This window comes from Hymenobacter sp. HD11105, assembly GCF_054051685.1.
The window spans coordinates 86,133-105,688 of record NZ_JBSWBR010000009.1; the positions used below are offsets into that span (position 1 = coordinate 86,133).

Sequence of the window (19,556 nt, forward strand, 5' to 3'; positions counted from 1 at the left end):
TAGGAATGCAGAAAAGATATGGGGAGAGGTAAGGCGTAGTGGGACCTCGTTTCGTCCGCCCAGAAGGACATGTCCAGTAAGGAAGACCCATTATAAACCGGTAGGTGCCAGGGGCTTCATCAGGCTTACCCCTCCTCCAGCAAAACCCAGTGTCCCTGCTGCCACTGCACCAGCGCCAGGTAACTCAGTATATACTGGTGCCGGTCCACGTCGTAGAAGAAAAAGCCGGTATCGCCTGCCGCATTAAAGCACACGCGTGACAAGTGCAGCCCCACCTGGGTGCCCCAGCTGCCGGCCGGCTCGGGGTACTGATGGAAAGGCTGGTAGCGCCAGTAGAGATCGAAGCGCTCCTCCCCCAGTTCGGTACAGGGCTGCAATGCGCGGGCGGGCAGCGCCTGCACCATCGCTTCAGTGGCCAGCGTCTGCAGCAGCGCGGCGCGCCCGGGCACCGATGATTGCGCCAGCATAAACCCGGCCTCGGCCATACACTCCGCCAGCGACCGCAAGTGCGGGGCCACGTTCACGACCCCCGGCGGGGTAAAGTCTGCAGGGTGGGCCGCGACGTAGGCCTCATAGTAGGCCCACTGCTCGGCGGGCTGGTCAACGGGCACCGCGGGGGGCGGCAGCAGGGGCGTGCCGTCTGGCGTTTGCTGCCGGCTGGCGTCCCTTACATAGGTTCGCCACAACAAGGCGGGCAGCACCTGCTGGTAGACCGCGTCTTCGGCGGCCCGGTAGGCCGGCGTGTCCACCGCCGGGACGGGCCCGCCGGCGGGCAGCTCGTCCGGGGCGGGGGCCTGGTCGGGGGCGGGGACCTCGTCGGGGGGAGCACCCATGACCGTTTCCCGCAGATAGGCGACAAATTCGCCCAGCCGCTGGCGGGTCTCGGGGCCCAAGCCGTAGTCGAGTAGGTCCTGCTGCACGGCCTCCGCCCAACTCATATCCTTGCCCATCTGGGTGTGTTCCCAGGTAGTAGCGCCCTCGTCGAGCAGGGTCTGCACCCACAAGGACAGCTCCTGGCCCGGCTGCTGATTCCGGCCCACCATGGCCACTAGGTTGCGCTGGGCCTGCCGGTAGTGATCGAGCAGGTACTTGAGGGCATAATCCTGCCCCTTAAAGTTTGTCTCTCCGGTCAGGGCCTGCTGCTGGCTGAGGGCATGGCAGAGCCGAAAGCCCTGGCGCAGCCGCTCCAGCGAGTGCCAGATGGCCGACCACAGCTGACTGGTGACCCGTCCCTGGGCGTACCACTCCCCAGCCGCGTGGCCGAAGGCCTCCGCCGCCAGGCGGGCCGAGCCGGCGTACGTGGCAAAGCGCAGGACCGTGAATTTGTCGACCCCGGGCCCGGGCGAAAGCTGGCTCCAGCTGTAGCGCTGCTCCTGGGCTTCCACCCGGGAAAGCCACGCCTCGGCCTGCGCCGGGTCCGCGGGGCAGGGCAGCAGCTGCAGGGCCATCTGACTGGCCTGGGCGAAGTGCAGGGAGACGGCGGGCTGGCCCTGCTGGTCCGACAGCAGGGCCAGCTCGTCCAGCCCATCCATGACGCTGCCCAGCCAGCGGCCGCGCGTCGCGGGCGGATCCGGTGCCCCGGCGGGCAGTTGGTCCAGGGCCGCGCGCAGGACCCGGATGACGGACTGGTTGGCGTTGATCTCGGCCAGCCGCCCGGGCTGGGCGTAGATCTCACTGAAGAGCGTGAGCAGGGGCTGCAGCTCCGGGGGCTGCCCGGCCAGGCGCCGGCGCCACGCCCGCGGCGGTCCCTGGGTGCCCAGCAGCGTGGGGACCAGCCCGTCCCAGGTGGAGTGGGTGTACTGCCCCCGGGCCAGGGCGCCGAGCAGCTGGGCTACCTCCCGGTCCGGGTCGGCGGCGGCCACGTGCAGAAGCCAGGGCGTCAGATTTAATTGGCTGGTAAAGAGTACTCCACTGGCCAGCAGGAGCTCCTCGTCCGTGACCATCGGGGGGGTGGCCGGCGGGGCGAACACCAGTTGGGGCCCCGCGGGCGCGTCGGCCTGCAGCGTGGCCCCGTAGGCGTGCAGCACCCGCCCCAGGTCAAACAACGTCGGGCGGGGCCGGGGGACGGCGGGCAGTGGGGCGGGCAGCAGCTGGGCGAGCACCGCCTCGGTCAGGCCGGGGTAGGTGGGCTCCAAAAGCTGATAGGCTTTGCGGGCATAGCCGGCCAGGACGATGCGGAGGCCATTGTCCACGAAGTCGGCAAACTGCTGGGCCGCCTGCTGGGGGTCAAAGCCCTGCCAGCTCACGTGCCGGGCCCGGGCCGGGTCGCGCAGCTGCCAGCGGCCCACGGGCATGGTCAGGCCCACTTCGCTTAAAAAGCCGGGATGGCAGTGGCCCCCCGTGGCATTGATGCGGGCCACCAGCTCGCCCACCTGGAACAGAAAGTCGGCGGAGGAGGGAATGGTTAATTCCCCCAGGTAGGCGGGAGGGGAAGCCTTCGTCATGATAGGGAGAAGTGAAGCGCGTATCCGGAAGATACTCGTTTGCCCGCTCGCAGGCAAGGGCGGGCCGGGGGCCGGGCGCCCCACCTCTGACGTCGGGCAAGGCCCTGGGTACGAGCGCGCCATAAACTACCCTGAGCTGACTGGCAGGCATGAACTTCCCTCCGGGCAGCGTGGCCAAAAGTGGTATCTTAGAGAACGGCTTCAGTCGAACGGTTACCGCCCTCCTTCTACCTCCTGACGAAGATGAACCAGCCCCTCCATCCCCGTAGACGGCTTCTGTCCTGGCTGTTAATCCTCTCCCTTGCCTCCGCCCTGCTTCCAGGAGCAGCCGGTTGCCGGAGTAGAAGCGGCGGCGAAGCCCCGCAGGAGCCGAACGCGGCAGGACCCTCCCCCGCCTATAATGCGGAAGAAGACCAGGTTTTTGCGCAGGTGCTGCACCCCTTACTGCGGCAGTCCTATTTGGCCGATTTAAGCTCCCTTCACTGGGCCGATGGCTCCCCAGTCATTCCGCTCCCACCCGATTCGGTGGTTACGTTAGCGGAGAAAGCTGCCTACTACGAGGCCTACCTCGCCGCGCATCCGGACCTCCACCTCGACGACTCCCTTATCCTGAATTTATCGCCCCGGCTGCGCGATTTGCCTGCGCATTTCGCGGAAAATGGAGGCATTTTATCCGATACGGCTCATCCCGCCCGAGAAAAGGGGCTAAAGGCCCTCGCCCAAGCTCCCGTATTTGCGACCTTAGCGGATCGGCCGTATAAGCCTTTACCCCCTCCTTCCGTCTGGAAATATACCCTATACTGGCGCTATGAACCCTACCGGCAGTACGCGGACCCAAAGGGCAGTACGGGTACTCAACTTGGGCTCCAACTCTCGCGGGTATGCTTCAATGCCGCCCGCGACTCGGGCTTCTTCCTGTATGATCTGGACTATCATCAATATATTGAAGGAAAGGTCGCGCTCGTCTGCAAGCAGCAGGACCGATGGATAGTGCAAGAGCCGGAGTGAGATTGGCCTCGTCCGGCGGGGGTGAATCGGGCGCCGGGCCGCTTCTATCCCCCTGTCTTTATCACTACGCGGGCCTGGTATGCAACGCTATCCCTCCCTACCAAAAGCCAGCTACACCTCTGTTTATCCAGCATCCCTGGTAGTACCCTGCTATCGTAACGTATATCGTAATACAAACCATCCTATACTGTATAAAGCATTAAAGTTCAGATACTTTACTGTCGTAACAAGTGTCGTAATTTACCTGTATACTTGCAGCATGCTTCCCCCCGTTGCCCTTTACCGTGATTCGTCCGCGATAGCCCCCCTGAAACCCAGCCCTTGGCCGGCAGCGGTGCGGGAGACGGCGCTGCGAATCGTAGAAGCGGCAGCGCGGCTGGCGGGCAGCTTACATCCCGTGACCGCCGCGGCCATTGCCGACTTCTTACGGCCCGCCAATAGCTACTACTCCAATCTGATAGAAGGCCACGACACGCACCCGCTGGACATTGCCCGCGCCTTGCAGGAGCAGTATTCGGCCGACAGCCGTAACCGCTCCCTACAGCTGGAGGCCCGCGCCCACATAGCAGTGCATGCCAGGCTGCCCGAGCTGCTGGCGCAAGCGGATGGCAACCCCTATACCGCCGGGTTCTGGCGCAGTATCCACCAGGCTTTTTATGACCACCTGCCCGAGGAGTTTCGCTGGACGACCAGTAGGGAGGGAGAAAAGCTGGAGGTGGTGCCCGGTGAGCTGCGCACCAACCAGGTGCGGGTAGGGCGACACGTGGCGCCGGCGGCTGGCGCGCTGCCCGGGTTTCTGCAGCGCCTGGAGGAAGGCTACCAGCCCCGCTATGAGCATGATCGGCTGGCGCGGGTGGCGCAGATTGCTGCGGCGCACCACCGTCTGGCTTGGGTACACCCTTTCCTGGACGGCAACGGGCGGGTGACGCGGCTGTTTAGCGATGCCGCCTTTCGCGCTGAAGGACTGCACGCCGGCGGGTTATGGTCGATGTCGCGGGGGCTGGCCCGCCGGGAGGCCGCGTATAAGCAAGCCTTGGCCGCCGCCGATGCGCCCCGGGAAAACGACTACGACGGCCGAGGTAATTTGTCGGAGCGGCAACTAGGTGCGTTTTGCCAGTTCTTTCTGGAGGTAGCCTTGGACCAGATTACCTACATGACCAGCGTCTTAGCTATTGACGACATGCTGAGCCGGCTGCGGGGCCTGGTGCAGCTACTAGTGCTAAGAAGGAAGTGGCGACCAGAAACCTATTATGTGCTGGAGGCGGTGTTCTTAAAGGGTAGTATCGCGCGCCGCGAGGTGGAGCGTCTAACTGGCCTTTCGGATAGAACGGCCAAGGCCCTGTCCCAAACCCTGGTGCAGGCGGGCCTCCTGGCGACCAACTCCGCCGATCATCTGGCCCCCTACCGGGCAGCCTATCCGATTGCCTTTGCCCCCGCCCTTTTTCCCGGCTTATATCCCGCGGGCAAGGAAGCAGATATACTGAACGCCAGCTGAGTGGCAGTTAACGAAGTCGGGCGCGGCAACTGGACCAGCACAATAATAAGGCGGTGGAGGTCTCCACCCATCGGCGCTGTGCGGACTCCGGCGCGGATAACCTTTTGCGGGCGGCAAACGAATTTCCGCGAAATCCCCATCTTACGCGGCCACTATCGGACGCCCTTAATCCCCTGACTGCATGCACAATCAACTACGCGCTAAACTCCAGCAGGGCACCCCCACGCTGGGCACCTTCGTGCAGCTCGGGGACCCGGCCATCATTGAATGCCTGGCCCTGGCCGGGCTGGACTATATCGTGCTCGATCTGGAACATGGCCCGGGCAGCCTGGCGGGGGCCTCCGCCCAGATCCTGGCCGCTGAACGCCATGGGCTGACCCCGCTGGTGCGGGTTAAGGATACTTCTCGGGCCGCGGTAATGAACCTGCTGGATCAGGGGGCCCAGGGGCTGGTGATTCCGGCCGTCAAAACGGTGGCGGAGGTCCGGCGCCTGGTCCAGTACGGTAAGTACGCGCCCCTGGGCGAGCGCGGCTTTGGTCCCTCCCGCGCCTCGGCCTTCACCTACGCACCCGAATTGCACGACCTGGGGCAGTACCTGGCCAGCTGCAACCGCGAGACGCTGCTCTTGCCCCAGTGCGAAACCCGCGAGTGCCTGGAGCAAGTAGAGGAGATCGTGCAGGTGCCCGGGGTGGATGGTCTCTTCATTGGGCCCTTTGATCTGTCCATCGCCCTGGGCGTGCCCGCCCAGTTTGAGGCCGAGGTCCTGCAAGCAGCCCTGCAGCGCATTCTGGCCGCCTGCCAGGCGGCGGGCAAGTACTGCTTTATCTATGCTGATCGGACGCGAGCGCGACAGCGGCTGGCGCAAGGCTTCCACAGCGTGGCCACGAGTATGGACACGGTCGAGCTCATCCGCGCCTACCAAATGCTCGTGCGCGAGGTACGGGGGGAAGCGCCGGAGAGGGTATCCAGTTAAAAAGGGGGCGTCTAAATACCAGCGCGAGGGCGTTGCTAAGTAGGAGCTTGCGGGTAAGCGGGCCGCTGCTCCCCCGGGGCACAGTAGCTGGCGTCCATACATCGTCACCTCCTGGCCCCGCCCTCCTCCCCAGCTTGGCTAGGGCTAAATAAGTCAACGTAGTGAGCCACGAAGTGGGGCCTGCAAGAAACGGGTGGTCATCCTGTCAGTACTGACTTGCTAATCCCTGCCCGGGTAGCACACACCGTATTCGGAGGAATATAGTGAAAGGATAGCAAAGGGTAGCCGTTCCCTTGCTTATCGAAGGTATAACAAACGCCCCTATAGAGAAATTGCACATTCCTCCAAAACGTTGCACTCTATGGTAGTCTTGTCAATATCAACCCAAAAATATGCAAACTAGTCACTAATTTTAACATAATCGTGATTTGTAACACTATTCCTACTAGTACAAAAGTAAACTTATATACTTTGTTTTATTTCAGGATTTTCTTGCACATCCAACAGGAGCTGTACAGCTGTTGAACGAACGACCGTTTCACAACTGTTCAAGGTATCTGGCTTTGGTGTATCTCTGCTCAACCTCGTATTCATAAGGACATATAAATTAATATATTCTTAGAGACGCGGGACTAAGTGGTGTGGGTCTGTGGCTTATTTCCCGGGCTTACTCTTCCCATACCTTTTGCTCACCTACACGCTATATAATAAGGATGCGTAAATACGTGGCGTACTACCGGGTTAGCACCGCCCGCCAATGAGCATCAGGTCTGGGCTTGGAGGCCCAGCAAAGTGCCGTGCAGACTTTTGCCATGGATGGGCTCATTGCGCAGGAGTTTACGGAGATGGAAAGCAGCAAACAGAACCAGCGCGTGCAGCTGCTCGACGCCATTACCGTAGCCAAAGCCGCCCGGGCCACCTTGCTTATTGCCAAGCTCGACCGGCTGAGCCGCAACGCGGGCTTCATCTTCGCGTTGCGCGACTCAGGGGTGGACTTTACCTGCTGCGACATCCCCGATGCCAACTCGCTCACGGTGGGTTTGTTTGCCATCCTGGCCCAGCACGAGCGGGAGACCATCTCCACCCGCACAAAAGACGCCCTAGCTGCTAAGAAAGCGCGCGGGGCTACCCTGGGCACGCCGGCCAATCTGACCGAGGCGGCCCGGACGCGCAGCATCGCCGTGCGCCAGCAGAAGCGCCAGCAGGAGCCCGCCCTGCGGCAGGCGCTGAGTTTGATTACGCTCTTGCACGCGCAGGGGGTGGCCTACGCCGCCATTGCCCGCCGGCTGAATGCGGCTGGCTTTACCACCCTGCAGGGCAAGCCCTACTCCCATGTGCAGGTCCAGCGCCTGCTGCAGTACGCGCACGCCGACCAAGAACGAGCCCAGGGGACAAGCACGCCGCCCGCCTAGCGAGCCCACTCACACGGGGACCAGCAACCGGTAGAAAAGCAGTTACTGATCGGTCATGGGTTTTACTAGTAAATTTTCGAGCTAAAAGGTAGCTGAATCAGGCTATGCTTGCTCGCTATGGGCCTCATTTGAGACGGTGATGAACCAGACCAAGCACAAGACAAGCGCGATGATTCGCCGCTATACCCGCCTCGATAATGTGCGCTAGCCTAATTCCGCTAAGGAACTCAGTAGCGATAAGTAAGAGATTGAAGTATCTATTCTCAAATTCATAAGAACTGATAAACCTTAATTATCACTCCTAAGTTTAAGCGATTCCGGTCAGCGCGCAACTAGTAGCTGCTCTTGCTTCGGCAATCCGGGAGAACGAGGCGCGACCAGGCGGCTTGGCGGTCGGTGGGCCCTTGGCATAGCTTGTAGCGATCACGAGACCCATGAGCTCCCGGCCGCGCCCCCACGCGGCTATATTGGGTATCTTCTTTTAGTTGGTCAGCTGATCGACCTATTCTTTCAATGTCCGCTTGGCTCGCCAGGGCAAAGCCTTGGTCCTGGCTAACTGGGACAGACCTACCCTTTTCTAATACTCGTTGGGAACCGTAATTATCGAAGGCCACCCGCCTATAGATCGGGCAGCTAAGCTCCAGGGCTAAAAACTGCTGCAGGGCCTGGCCTTACCAATGTCGATTCAGCCAAAAGGTGATCTCCGCGTCCCCGGCCTGCACAAATTTGGCAATACTGCCCACAATTTGATCGTTAACTTTGATGGTCCGCATATGGACGGATGGCCATCCTGAGTGAGGTGACCAAAAAGCCTACCTTAGGATTGGATACATCAGCCAGGAGATATCCAAACCAGCCTACCTCTGGCGCCAACGAAAGAGGTAGGCGGGAAGGTAAAAATGTAAGAGGGAAAAAGCAACTAGCAGCCAGGAGCTGGTGGCTACCAGGAGGTTAGGAGGTAAGGGTGAGTAGGTGGGTGAAACGAGCAAGGGCGACCACGGTAGAAAGAGCATGAAACTGCCTATTGTCGCCCCAGTTACGGCCACATACCACTGCTGTCGCCACCACCTATGGAGCCCAGGGGAAAAGCGCAACGGCAGCCCCATGAAAAGACAGAACAGAATCGTAATCCCTATCAACCTTAACCCCTCCAGGAGCGACTGTCCTGGCGGAAAAATCGGCTGGCTGCGTCCGTCCTGAGCACCATATAAATATATGGTCCAGTAAAGTATCAGCACAACGATGGTGCCTACTAGTTGGCTTAACAAGGGTAGAAGGTGCCAGGAGATGGGCTTTATTGGAGGGTTCTGTTCCTGCTGGTTGTTTCCTTCTTCCCTCAGTCGCATCGTTTCTGCCCTCAACAAAAGTTCACGGCTGGCTGGGTGTTTGATTCTGTCCAGAGCCGTGTCCAGTGGCACCCAGTCGTGCGTAGGCCGATTCGTTGGAGCACCCTCATGCTTGGCTTCAAACAAGTAAAAAAGAACACTGACGAGCTCCTTCTTTACTTCATAGGAGACGGGCAGTAATTCGCTCTCGAAGCGCTTCAACACCTCTGTTTCTTGCTGAATTAACCGCAGCGCCGCAGTAGGCGCCTTTTCGCCCGGCTGGACGCGCCCTCGGGGGAAACCCCATTCCAGTGAAGCGCAGGGGTCTTGCACCGTGAGGTAGTGCACCTGTCCGGCATGTTGCCGGAAAACGACGCCGCCCACGTGCGTGCCACCGGCCCGGGCGGGCGATTCAGCAGCAGGCAGGATAAGCGGCCGGGGAGTCTCGCTTCGGCGGCCTTCTGCGGAGATGATATACCAATAGGCTTGGGTAACCGCCTTGCTGCGCTGGTCAACGAAGCGCCAGAACGCCATTGCCATCAACGGCACGCTGGCCAGCACGCGCGTAGGTTGGCCCTGAACCATGCCCTGAATAAGCAAAACACACAATACGATTAGCAGGCTGCGAAAAAACTTGGAGTGCGCTTCAAAGCCGTGGACCGTGGCCAGGGCTTGGGGATGGTCAAACGTCAGCCGCGTTTTGCACCATTGAAAGGCGTTGACCGTTTCTGACGACCCGAGTGAAGACAAGTACTGATTTTTGATCTTCACTACCTGCTGCACGGTTTGGTCCGTTTGTTTCGAGAAAAAGAGCTTGGCTAGCAGCACAGCTACTCCTGGGGCGGCCTTCTTCCCGTTGGCCAAATTCTCGCGCTGTTTGTGGTCAGTAGCCTGGCGCAGCTGATCGTACACGTCGTCGAACAGCAGCGAGCCCAACAAAAAGACAAAATGCCCGAGCAAGTAGCTGCTGAAAAAAAAGGCAATCCAGCCTTGTTCCCCCGCGAACAAGCCATAGTCCTTCCCCAGCAGCAGGGGGCCTAGATCATTCATGACCAAGAAGGTCAGCAAGGCCCCAGGCAGCAAGACAGAGAAGAAATCGAGCAGGCCGATAAAGAACTTTTGGGGTTCAAAATTCATACAATCTAAGAAGTATAGGACCCAGATAGACAGGGCTCTGCTGGATGGGCATTGGGGTTCTCTGGCCTTACGTACCTACACCTGCAAGCTCCCTAGCCAGCTTACCCGGGATGTAGTGTATCAGCAGCTTGTCCCTTTTTAAAGCTGTGTTTGCTGTCCCCTTCCGTCGGTAAAGTTAGCTCAACGCCCCTGCCTTGACAGCTATGCCACCAGTGCTATGGTAGGTGCCGCTCCACGGGCAGGGGCCCTCACCGAGCTTTAAAGTGGATGCGGTTTACCGTGGGGACGGAGTAAAGCACCAAGCCTACTGCAATGCCTCTGCGGAAGGAGCCCCCTTGTTTTGCTTTACTTTTTTTTGCTCAAATGACCGGATTGTTTAGAAAAAAATATTTAACTAATGCTGGCATTTTCCATGCAGAGTTTGGCATGCTTACCGCTAACTAATAAATATATAGGGGTCCAACCTTCACAAAATTTTTCCACGTCCTTCAAAGAATTTGGAAAGTATACCTTAAAGAAGGTAAAGAGGTCTAGGTGAATACTTTTTCAAATATATCAGAGGCATACTGCCACCAGGTAGTTTTGCCAATACTTGTTCTGCCTACCATATCTATCATCAGCGGTACTAGCAAGGTAAAATTGTACCTTTCAAAAACCTTTTTAGTCCCTTTCGTTAGTGGCCAGGTAGGCATTTTTTCTATACCCCAATATTCTTTTGTCATACCAGACAGCCGGTCTTTGATAACTTCTCTTTTATGTGCATCCTCTTCTTTTGCTAACTGATGCTCGGCAAGCACCATCTCGTTACTTAATATATCAGCATCTACCAGTTTTTTCTGTTTCTCCACCACCATTATCCTGTGAAAAGACAGTAACGGAATCACGAAAACAAGTATTTCAACAATAATATTTAAACCCAGTAAAACGGCATACGATGTTTTCCAGTTGGTATATTGTGTATTCCCGAATTGCATAATCAATAACCATACTGCTAAGAAAACGGCTGGCATAGCTACTACCATCGCTTGCTGAAAATAAAAATCTCCAACCGGTTTAAGCCCTCCTACTTCATCGGGATGCCCCGGTTGTATATTGACAGTAATACGCTGTATTTTAATAAAGTGACCAAGACGGCCGTATCCACACATATGCCCGAAAAAAACGCCGGCAATAAAGCCGCCAGCACATTCTAAAAGCGTAATAGGAACCCGCGAAGCCGGAATAGGAAAACCAAACCTGTGGCAAAATGCCAACAGCAAACTCACCATAAAAAATAGACCCATAATAAGTGCCAATTTTTTATTAATTTGTTGCAAGTTTATTTTGAGTTCTTTTAATTCTTCGGGTGAAATTTGTAACGCTCTTCTGTTGGCAAGTCGTTCAAGCATTTCCTCAAATTTGGTTGGAATTTTAAATGCCAGATGAACGGCCACAATAAAAACAACAACCCCCGATATCAGGAGCAAATCCCATTTTATAACCTGCATGCCATAATTGCTGATGTCTTTTATACACAGCAGGATTAGTCCAACAGCTACTACAATCGTAATCAATTGGGAGTAGTTTATATTGCCAAGGTGGGAAAAATAGGATTTTTGTTTATTTAAAATTTCCATCACCTTAAGTTAGTCAGAAGTTGTCCTATCGCGATTTGTTGTAGTACTGTAACAGTAAAGGTTTAGTCTAATATTAGACTACCTCGAAGCGTAGATGAGTTATAAATCGCCTACTACTTAATTTTAATTTTCTAACTAAAGCAAGTATAGCAGGCACTTCCCCCTTGTGTAGAGCCACATCTTGAATAAAGCAATAAAATGATTTTATAAAAGGTAATTACTCTATATAATTTGCCTGTTGCTTTTCATCGAAGTATATCTGGAAACATATTTTTACCTTTTTATTCGATGTGCCTTTCGCCATGACCTCGAAGCATGTAGGTTACTTGCCGCAACATTTAGAATGCCGTTACTCAGTCGCTCTTCCAGCAGCGGCATCCCGTCCACTATACACTATTCCGTAGCGTACGCCTTTCCCAAGTAGGCAAGCGTACGCTATCAGGCCGTTTAACAATCAAGCTCGCGAGGGCTGATGCCACGCGGGTGCGTGGGGCTGCGGGGGTGAATTCCGCTCGTTTCGATGCAAGCCTGCCCCACTACATCCGGAATTGTGCGAATAGCCGGGCCGCCTTCCAGCGGGTGCGTCGCGTAGGCGTGGCACGGCGTAGGCCAGGCGAAGGAGCAGAAGTGGCGTTTCATAGCAAAAGGGAGGAGGGGGTGAATGAAGCACGCAATCGAGACCAGGAACCACCCGGGGAGGCTTCCGGCCGATGAGGCCGAGCAGAGGCAAACAGCAGAGGTGCGGGCGAAGCAGGAAAAAGGGGTGCCCCGGCTGGCTAAGCAATACCCCGGGGCGGATAGTACAGCAGAACCGCCGTCTGGGCGGTGTCCACGAATCCACGATCAGCCACCAAGCAGAGCGTTACCGAACACGTTTATAGGTATTAATATAAGTATAATTTATATAAATTAAACACCATAACCATTTTTAGGCGGTTGCCACTGTGTGCTGAATAGTTGAGTTTATAAAAGTCGCGACTGAATATGTGGCACCCCAGCGGCCAGCAAGCTCAGGGGCCCAGGAGCCACCGCCAGGGGTAGCATTTTAAAAGTTAAACTGCGGGGGCAACGGCAAATATTCAGTGCTAGCACGGATAGATGAAAGGCTTGAAACTACGAAATAGTTAAGCCTATTAGGTTTTTCTTCTTTCACTCCTCCTTAGATCGTACGTCTTCATTACCGCGTGACCACAAGGGGTCCACCGGGAGTGACTTTAGCCCTAACTACAGCGGAGGAACTACTCCTATGCCTTTGTGCAGCAATGCCCGGGGAAGGGAGGCAGAATAGCCTGAAAGCAGCACGGGGGACACCTTAATCTCTCACTTAAGTTATCCTGTTAGATGAAGCAGCTAATTGAAGGTATGCGCGGGAAAGCGCTGGCAACACTTTCTCCTTGGCCTGAAGTATCAGCTAAAGGCAGACGGCAAGTTCGGCCCCCAAACGCGACACGCGACGGAAGATTATCAACGACAGAACCACCTGACCGCGGATGGTATTGTTGGGGGAAAAGCGTACCTGACAGCGATCGCCCAGGGTTTCCCCTTCATGGCGGATCCTCCCAGCGCCGATCCTACGAACAATAACTGGTCCCCCTTACCCCCGTTCCCAGCGCTTTTTGGGCTCAACGCGCGACAGGCCGGATTTGGCTTATTGCGGTATCAGGAAGTGAAAGGGAGTGATGGCGTTAAAATCACGAATGGGTGGGCCGCCGCCAATATTGTTTCCTGCACCCTGCCCGCCCTGGATGGGATTGCGGGGGCGCCCCGCAACTGTGACGTCCCGTTTCATTCGAAAGCGGCAGCCCAGTTGGAGTCGCTTTTCAGGGCTTGGCAGGCGGCGGGGCTTACCTCTTTCATTAAAAGCTGGGATGGATCATTTGTGCCCCGCTTTGTGCGCGGCCGCCGAGGGGTGTTAAGCAATCATGCCTTTGGGACGGCCTTTGACCGCAATGCTGCCTGGAATGGGCTGGGGCGGGTACCCGCCATCGCTCAGAAGTCCGGTAGTGGACGGGAGCTAGTGGGATTAGCCAATGCCCACGGATTTCACTGGGGAGGGCATTCTCGCAAGCGGCAGGATGGGATGCATTTCGAAGTAGCTCAACTTATCCATCCTTGCTAACAGAATAAAGCTAGCGTTGCATGCACCATACACAGCATGCTTAGAAAACGAAGGGCTCAAATAATTTACCCGCCACTTACCTATTAACAACGCGTCATGTTTGCCGACTTACATAACCATCCCCTGTCCCGCTCCTTTAATACCTACCGGAACTCGCCCGTAGAATTAAACAACGACGGTTCTTTTCACGGCTGGAATATTCCTGCCTCCAATCTTAGAATAGCGGGCATAGGCAAACGGTCTTTTCCCTACACGCAGTGCGATTTAGCGCGTTTATCGAAATCAAAAACCCGCTTGGTTTTCGCTTCCCTGTATCCGACGGAAAAAGGTTTTTTGATCGGTAAAACGGATATAACGAAACAGTTTGCTTCTATCCCGGATGAAAAGAAGCGGTTGGAATCCATTAGAAAAGCGGTAAAAGAGAAAGCCGAATGGCAAACCCTGCGGGACTTTCTGCAGGCTAAAAAAATGGGCATGAGTTTATTTCGCATCAACTCGATGCAAGGGGATAGCTACGATTACTTTAACGAGCTACAGCAGGAATATGCCTTTTATTTAAAGATGAACGGGGTAGACTTTTCGCTCAAGCAGTTCCAGTTGCAAGAGAATGTCACGGAGGACATCTCGGGAAGATATGAGCTTGCCAGCAAAGGATCAGACTTGCCTAACATCCTGGGCGATGACCCCACGGCCAATAATATTGCTATGGTGCTGACCATAGAGGGTATGCACGCCTTAGGGGTTGGTAACCCCAGTGGTCACGGGGTTGATGTAAGTATGGAGTTACTAAAAGAAAGAATAAAATCCATTAAAGGAGAGCACGGAGTCGGCTGGAAGTACCCCGTGTTCTTTATCACCTTTTCCCACCACTTCAGCAATACCTTATGCGGGCACGCGCACAGCATACCAGGTGACGGAAAGTTTTTTATGAACCAGGAAGCGGATATGAATAAAGGCTTTCTGAATAACGGCCTGGAGATCGCCAAGGAACTACTGGGACTAACGACCGATCTGCAGGGGAATGGTGCGCGCAGAATACTTATTGATGTCAAACACATGAGTGCCCAAGGGCGCCTGGAGTACTATAACAGTATTATTAAGCCCTATAACCGGCAGAACCCTGGTACTAAGATCCCCATTATCGCCAGCCATGTGGGTTACTCCGGGGGGCAAACCCTCCAAGAGCTCATTGATAATAGCCCGAACGAACGAAATAATACGGCCAAAGACGGATTCCTTTATTGGAATATCAACCTTTGCGATGAGGATATCGCCGAGGTTCACGACAGCGGAGGCTTGATCGGGATGTCATTTGACCAGCGAGTCATGGGACTGGAGAAGACTTTTCTATCCATTTTAAAAATCCCGAAGAAAAAGATAAATAACATAAGTGGATTTTTGCGCATGCTGGAATGCGTCGTGAGTGTCCCTTATAAAAGAAGATTAGCTAACCCCGACTTAATCTGGAACGCCATCACCATTGGCTCGGACTATGATGGCTTCATAGACCCGGTCGATTCCTACCCGACTGTATTAAGTCTCGACTCCTTCAAACGGGACCTTCTCGCTGGACTGGAGACCTGGCGGAAGGATAGCCGCGCAGCTTTGCTAGCTAATGTAGATACAGCGGTGGTCGTGGAAAAGCTTTGCTATCAAAACGCCTACGACTTTACCGTTAAGCATTTTGTGTAGCCTCCAAGCACAGTTCCTGGCTGCTTTTGATGCCGCTAGTGGGCTGCTAGAGGGTTCCCCGTTATTACCGGTACTGCTTTTTCACTGATAAGCATAGTAAGGATACTACTTAAAGCTTACGTGGAAAGTAGTAAACATGAAAAACCTGAGCTTTGGTGAAGCATATTGGCCTTAGTGGTCTTATTTGCATTTGTTTACCCCCGTCAGGGGGCCGCCGATCAAGAGGGCCTGGGTCCCCGGGCACATGAGGGTGTCACTTGCCGGCGGTCGGCGGGGTCCCACAGGCAAAGTCATAAAGGGGATTCTCCCACGCAGCCTCGCCTCCCTTCTTGACCACGCTTTTTCGCTGCATGGGTACCCGGTACGGGTTAGTGCTGGTTCTCACGCTTTGGCAAGGGGAGCTAAGCCTAATTTCTGACCGTTTGCGCTACCTCTCAATTATTAAGATATAAAGATAAAATATTGCTTTTTAAGAAAAACTTTGTAAATTCCTGCATATGATATGGGCATTCGATTCTACTTATTTAAAGAGGATAAATAAGGATTAGAAGGCTAGGGTAATGCATAAAGGGTGGTCTAAGCACCTGTTTTTGTTAGCTTAGTTCTAGCTCATGTTTTTTTGTGGCATTGCAGCCGTGCGGCTTGGTCTAGTAGTAATATAGACCCTGATTCTTATGCTTTATACACGCTATGTGATAAAGGATGGCGAAGCCTTATCTCTTTATCAATCATTTCCCTGCCCTAGGAGCAAGGTGAGAACCTGCATTTAAGAGCAAGCAATAACTATCTGCCGCTATGCTTACCCCAAATGGCTATTGGTATGCAGTCTACACGTACCCGAATCTGGAGCGGAAAATCTATAGCGCTTTAATCAAGCAGACAGTGTTGGCGTACCTGCCGCTGCGGAAAGTAGTGCGCCAGTGGAGCGATAGAGTTAAGGAGCTTGAAATTCCCCTTTTTCCGAACTACCTCTTCGTGCGTATCCATGACCACGAGCGGGCCAACGTGCTGAAGGTGTCAGGGGTAGCACGATTTGTCGCATTTGACAACCAGTTGGCCATTATTCCGAACGAGGAAATCGAGACCATCCGAAAGCTGGAGCGCGTATCCGTGGAGTTGGAATCCCGGCTGATCACGGGCGACAGGGTGCAAATCATGCGGGGTCCCCTGCAAGGACTTAAAGGGGTGTTATTCAAAAAAAAGGGAAAGGAGCGATTTGGGATGCAATTAGAGGGGTTGCAACAAGCTCTGTCGCTTGACGTTTGCGTCAACCTTCTGAAAAAATTGTAATCCGGCTTCTGCTCTTAACCAGGATGTGCCATGCCAATACAACCAACTTACCCCGGCGTTTACATCGAGGAAATTCCCAGTGGAGTCCGGACTATCACGGGCGTGGCAACGTCAATCACCGCTTTTATCGGGCGGGCATTGCGGGGTCCGGTCAACTCCCCGGTTATCATCAACAACTTTAGCGATTACGAGCGCCAGTTCGGGGGCCTTTGGGTCGACAGCATGGTCAGCTATGCCGTGCGCGATTTCTACCAGAACGGCGGTAGCCGCGCCGTGATGGTTCGGCTTACCAACGACGCTACTACCGCCACCATCCAGTTGCCAACGAGCGCGGAGGTGCCTCTCGTCCTTAGGGCCGTAAGCGAGGGCAGTTGGGGTAACAAGCTCAAAGCATCCGTTAATTATAAAACCAGGGATGAAGAGAATGAGAATCTCTTCAATCTGCTCATAACAGAAGAGGGAGGCGTTACCGAAAACTTTCTCAATGTTTCGGCTGAGGCAAATGACGCCCGCTATCTGCCCCGCGTGTTAGAGCAGATGTCCGCGCTGGTGCGCGTTGGGGGTATTATGCCCGCCGCTCGACCCAACAGCACGGGTAGTACCCCCGTGGCAGCGTCCTCGGTCACCGCCCCCGACGGCATGGACTTAACCGAAGAGCAGTACGTGGGTCAGGGAACCGACAGGAGCGGAATTCATGCTTTGGAAGCAACGGAATTCAATCTGCTTTGCATACCGCCGGCCATGCGGGATGCCGACACCTCACCAAGCGTATACAGCGCTGCCTTGAGCTTGTGCTTGCAGAAGCGGGCAATGCTGATAGTAGATCCACCCTTCGCCTGGGGGATGTCAGCGGACAGTGCCTTACGGCTGGCCGAGCAGACCCTGTCTGACCTGGGGTTGGCGGGTAGCGCGGCCCGCAACGCGGCGCTATACTTCCCCCGCATCCGGCAAGCAGACCCCAATCGGGACAATCAGATTGAAACATTTGTGCCGTGTGGTCTTATTGCCGGCATCATGGCCCGCACCGATGCTAGTCGGGGCGTCTGGAAATCTCCGGCCGGACTGGATGCCTCGCTCAACGGAGTACAGGGCTTGCAGGTGAAGCTGACGGATGCGGAGAACGGGGTATTGAATCCGCTTGGGATCAACTGCCTGCGGGAGTTTGCCGTCACCGGCCGTGTGGTGTGGGGGGCCCGCACCCTGCGGGGGGCCGATCAACTTGCCGACACGGACAACAAATACGTGGCGGTGCGGCGTACGGCGCTGTTCATCGAAGAGAGCTTGTGGCGCGGAACGAAGTGGGTGGTTTTCGAGCCCAACGATGAACCACTGTGGGCCCAAATCCGGCTTAACGTGGGGGCCTTCATGCACAACCTCTTCCGGCAGGGTGCTTTCCAGGGCAGAACCCCCCGGGAAGCGTACCTGGTGAAGTGCGACCGGGAGACCACCACGCAGACGGACATTAACCAGGGAGTGGTGAACGTGCTGGTGGGATTTGCCCCGCTTAAGCCCGCCGAGTTCGTCTTCATTAAGATTCAGCAGCTCTCGGGCCAGAGTGACACTTAAAGCCTTATCGTTATGGCACAATTTACCGTCAACGCGCATCGCTTCGACCCTTACAAAGGCTTCAAGTTTCAATTAAAAATGGACGGCCGCTACGTGGCGGGAATCAGTAAGATCACCGGCTTCAAGCGCACCACCGAAGTGGTGACGCACCGGGAAGGCGGCGATCCGAGCAGCAGCCGCAAATCGCCGGGCCGCAGCGAGTTTGAGGCCCTGATGCTCGAGCGCGGCGTGACCCACGATCTGGCATTTGAGCAGTGGGTAAACAAGGTCTGGAACTACGGCTCGGGGCTGGGAGCCGAAGTGTCGCTCAAAGACTTCCGGAAAGACATTATCATCGAGGTATACAATGAAGCAGGGCAGTTGGCCATTGCCTACAAGGTCTACCGCTGCTGGGTATCCGAATACCAGCCCCTATCGGATTTGGACGCCAACGCCAACGCCATCCTGATCCAACATATCAAGCTGGAGAACGAAGGCTGGGAACGCGACATCGAAGTGGTAGAACCCGCCGAACCGTCGTTCTCGGAACCATAATCAACTCGCCCTAAGCAGTGCTTGCCCCAACGGAGTTCATGCGCCCCCCCACGACGATTGAGTTGCTGAACGTGTGGGAGGAAGGGCTTAACCAGTCGCTGCTGGACAGGGCGCTGCATTTGCTGCAGGTTGCGTGCATGACCCCGGACATCAACCGCGTAGCTGCCCTGAGCATCGGCGAGCGGGACGCCCGCCTGCTGCTGCTGCGGGAATGGTTGTTCGGCTCCCGTCTAACAAACAAAGCCAGTTGTCCGGCCTGCTCCGAAGTTGTGGAATGGGAAAATAGTACCGACGACTTACTTCTGCAGGCCCCCTCGGCCGCCTCTCCCCTCCCCCTGGAACATACGCTGGTTGAGGCTGGATTTACCATCCGCTTTCGGCTGGTGAACAGCCACGATCTGCAGCGGGTCCTGCAGCAACCCCTGTACCAAACCAAGCCCGAGCAATTGCTGGCCGATTGCGTTACCAGCCTCCTGCACGGTAAAGAGCCGTGTTTGTTTGACGCTTTGCCCGCCGCTGTTACTGAGGCTCTCAACCAGCGCATGGAACAGGAAGACCCGCAGGCGAACATTCAGATGCTGGTGGTTTGTCCGGGCTGCACCCACCAGTGGGAAGTGAGCTTCGACATTGCTGGCTACCTGTGGCTGGAGGTCGATAGCTGGGCGCGGCACCTTCTGCGGGAAGTATATGCCCTGGCCCGGGCATTCGGGTGGGCTGAAAACGACATCCTGCGCATGAGCCCGCCCCGGCGACAACTGTACTTAGACCTGATAGGAGCATGAGCGGCTTTGCCAGCAATCTGATCAGCCGTCACACGCATGCGGAGGGCAACGCAAAGCCGCGCTTGCGTGAGCTGTTTGGTTTAGGCCGGCTTCAGCCCGCTGGGCTCCCGGAGTATGGAACTGCGAAAGACTTCTCAGGCGATCCCGCGCCGGGAGCAGCGGG

Annotated in this window: 15 protein-coding genes and 1 pseudogene; 11 read left to right on the top strand and 5 right to left on the bottom strand. The window is 55.9% G+C overall.

Features of this window, described 5'->3' with window-relative positions; genetic code table 11:
• Window positions 1-125 precede the first annotated feature (125 nt).
• Window positions 126-2,444: a hypothetical protein gene (locus ACW9KT_RS19570; RefSeq protein ID WP_457083544.1), complete on the bottom strand. Its 2,319-nt coding sequence runs from the start codon at window positions 2,442-2,444 to the stop codon at window positions 126-128.
• A gap of 243 nt (window positions 2,445-2,687) precedes the next feature.
• Here ACW9KT_RS19570 and ACW9KT_RS19575 point away from each other — a divergent pair, with 243 nt between their 5' ends.
• Both ACW9KT_RS19575 and ACW9KT_RS19580 read left to right on the top strand, forming a co-directional pair.
• Complete coding sequence (locus tag ACW9KT_RS19575; RefSeq protein ID WP_457083546.1) at window positions 2,688-3,452, top strand: hypothetical protein; 765 nt, start codon at window positions 2,688-2,690, stop codon at window positions 3,450-3,452.
• Between the two features lie 259 nt (window positions 3,453-3,711).
• The gene (locus ACW9KT_RS19580) at window positions 3,712-4,947 is read left to right on the top strand and encodes a Fic family protein (RefSeq protein WP_457083547.1); all 1,236 of its coding nucleotides are present in this window, start codon (window positions 3,712-3,714) and stop codon (window positions 4,945-4,947) included.
• A 193-nt stretch (window positions 4,948-5,140) separates the two neighbouring features.
• Here ACW9KT_RS19580 and ACW9KT_RS19585 read toward each other — a convergent pair whose 3' ends face one another.
• Window positions 5,141-5,317: a hypothetical protein gene (locus ACW9KT_RS19585; protein ID WP_457083671.1), complete on the bottom strand. Its 177-nt coding sequence runs from the start codon at window positions 5,315-5,317 to the stop codon at window positions 5,141-5,143.
• Between ACW9KT_RS19585 and ACW9KT_RS19590 the strand changes: the two genes are divergently transcribed.
• Together ACW9KT_RS19590 and ACW9KT_RS19595 are read left to right on the top strand one after the other, a co-directional pair.
• Window positions 5,234-5,920: an HpcH/HpaI aldolase family protein gene (locus ACW9KT_RS19590; protein ID WP_457083665.1), complete on the top strand. Its 687-nt coding sequence runs from the start codon at window positions 5,234-5,236 to the stop codon at window positions 5,918-5,920. The genes ACW9KT_RS19585 and ACW9KT_RS19590 overlap by 84 nt on opposite strands.
• Window positions 5,921-6,696: 776 nt before the next feature.
• Window positions 6,697-7,332 carry a recombinase family protein gene (locus ACW9KT_RS19595; protein WP_457083549.1) on the top strand — a complete coding sequence of 212 codons (636 nt, stop codon included), beginning with the start codon at window positions 6,697-6,699 and terminating at the stop codon, window positions 7,330-7,332.
• 857 nt (window positions 7,333-8,189) lie between these two features.
• Here the strand turns inward: ACW9KT_RS19595 and ACW9KT_RS19600 are convergent.
• The 3 genes from ACW9KT_RS19600 to ACW9KT_RS19610 form a co-directional block, all read right to left on the bottom strand.
• Complete coding sequence (locus ACW9KT_RS19600; RefSeq protein WP_457083551.1) at window positions 8,190-9,794, bottom strand: NUDIX domain-containing protein; 1,605 nt, start codon at window positions 9,792-9,794, stop codon at window positions 8,190-8,192.
• Window positions 9,795-10,324: 530 nt separating this feature from the next.
• Window positions 10,325-11,410: a hypothetical protein gene (locus ACW9KT_RS19605; RefSeq protein ID WP_457083553.1), complete on the bottom strand. Its 1,086-nt coding sequence runs from the start codon at window positions 11,408-11,410 to the stop codon at window positions 10,325-10,327.
• A 447-nt stretch (window positions 11,411-11,857) separates the two neighbouring features.
• The gene (locus ACW9KT_RS19610; RefSeq protein ID WP_457083555.1) at window positions 11,858-12,049 is read right to left on the bottom strand and encodes a hypothetical protein; all 192 of its coding nucleotides are present in this window, start codon (window positions 12,047-12,049) and stop codon (window positions 11,858-11,860) included.
• Between the two features lie 715 nt (window positions 12,050-12,764).
• Between ACW9KT_RS19610 and ACW9KT_RS19615 the strand changes: the two are divergent.
• The 7 genes and pseudogenes from ACW9KT_RS19615 to ACW9KT_RS19645 all read left to right on the top strand — a co-directional run.
• Window positions 12,765-12,905 (top strand): annotated as a pseudogene (locus ACW9KT_RS19615) (peptidoglycan-binding domain-containing protein); the annotation flags it as partial.
• Window positions 12,906-12,956: 51 nt separating this feature from the next.
• Entirely contained in the window at window positions 12,957-13,529 is a 573-nt protein-coding gene (locus ACW9KT_RS19620; RefSeq protein WP_457083667.1) for a M15 family metallopeptidase, read from the top strand.
• A 96-nt stretch (window positions 13,530-13,625) separates the two neighbouring features.
• Window positions 13,626-15,221: a hypothetical protein gene (locus tag ACW9KT_RS19625; RefSeq protein ID WP_457083557.1), complete on the top strand. Its 1,596-nt coding sequence runs from the start codon at window positions 13,626-13,628 to the stop codon at window positions 15,219-15,221.
• Window positions 15,222-16,016: 795 nt separating this feature from the next.
• Window positions 16,017-16,511: a UpxY family transcription antiterminator gene (locus tag ACW9KT_RS19630; RefSeq protein ID WP_457083559.1), complete on the top strand. Its 495-nt coding sequence runs from the start codon at window positions 16,017-16,019 to the stop codon at window positions 16,509-16,511.
• A 30-nt stretch (window positions 16,512-16,541) separates the two neighbouring features.
• The gene (locus tag ACW9KT_RS19635) at window positions 16,542-18,077 is read left to right on the top strand and encodes a phage tail sheath family protein (RefSeq protein ID WP_457083561.1); all 1,536 of its coding nucleotides are present in this window, start codon (window positions 16,542-16,544) and stop codon (window positions 18,075-18,077) included.
• Between the two features lie 12 nt (window positions 18,078-18,089).
• Window positions 18,090-18,611 (top strand): phage tail protein, encoded by a 522-nt coding sequence (locus ACW9KT_RS19640; protein ID WP_457083563.1) that lies wholly within the window; start codon window positions 18,090-18,092, stop codon window positions 18,609-18,611.
• A 38-nt stretch (window positions 18,612-18,649) separates the two neighbouring features.
• Window positions 18,650-19,393, top strand: a complete 744-nt coding sequence (locus tag ACW9KT_RS19645) for a T4 family baseplate hub assembly chaperone (RefSeq protein WP_457083565.1) — start codon at window positions 18,650-18,652, stop codon at window positions 19,391-19,393.
• Window positions 19,394-19,556 lie beyond the last annotated feature (163 nt).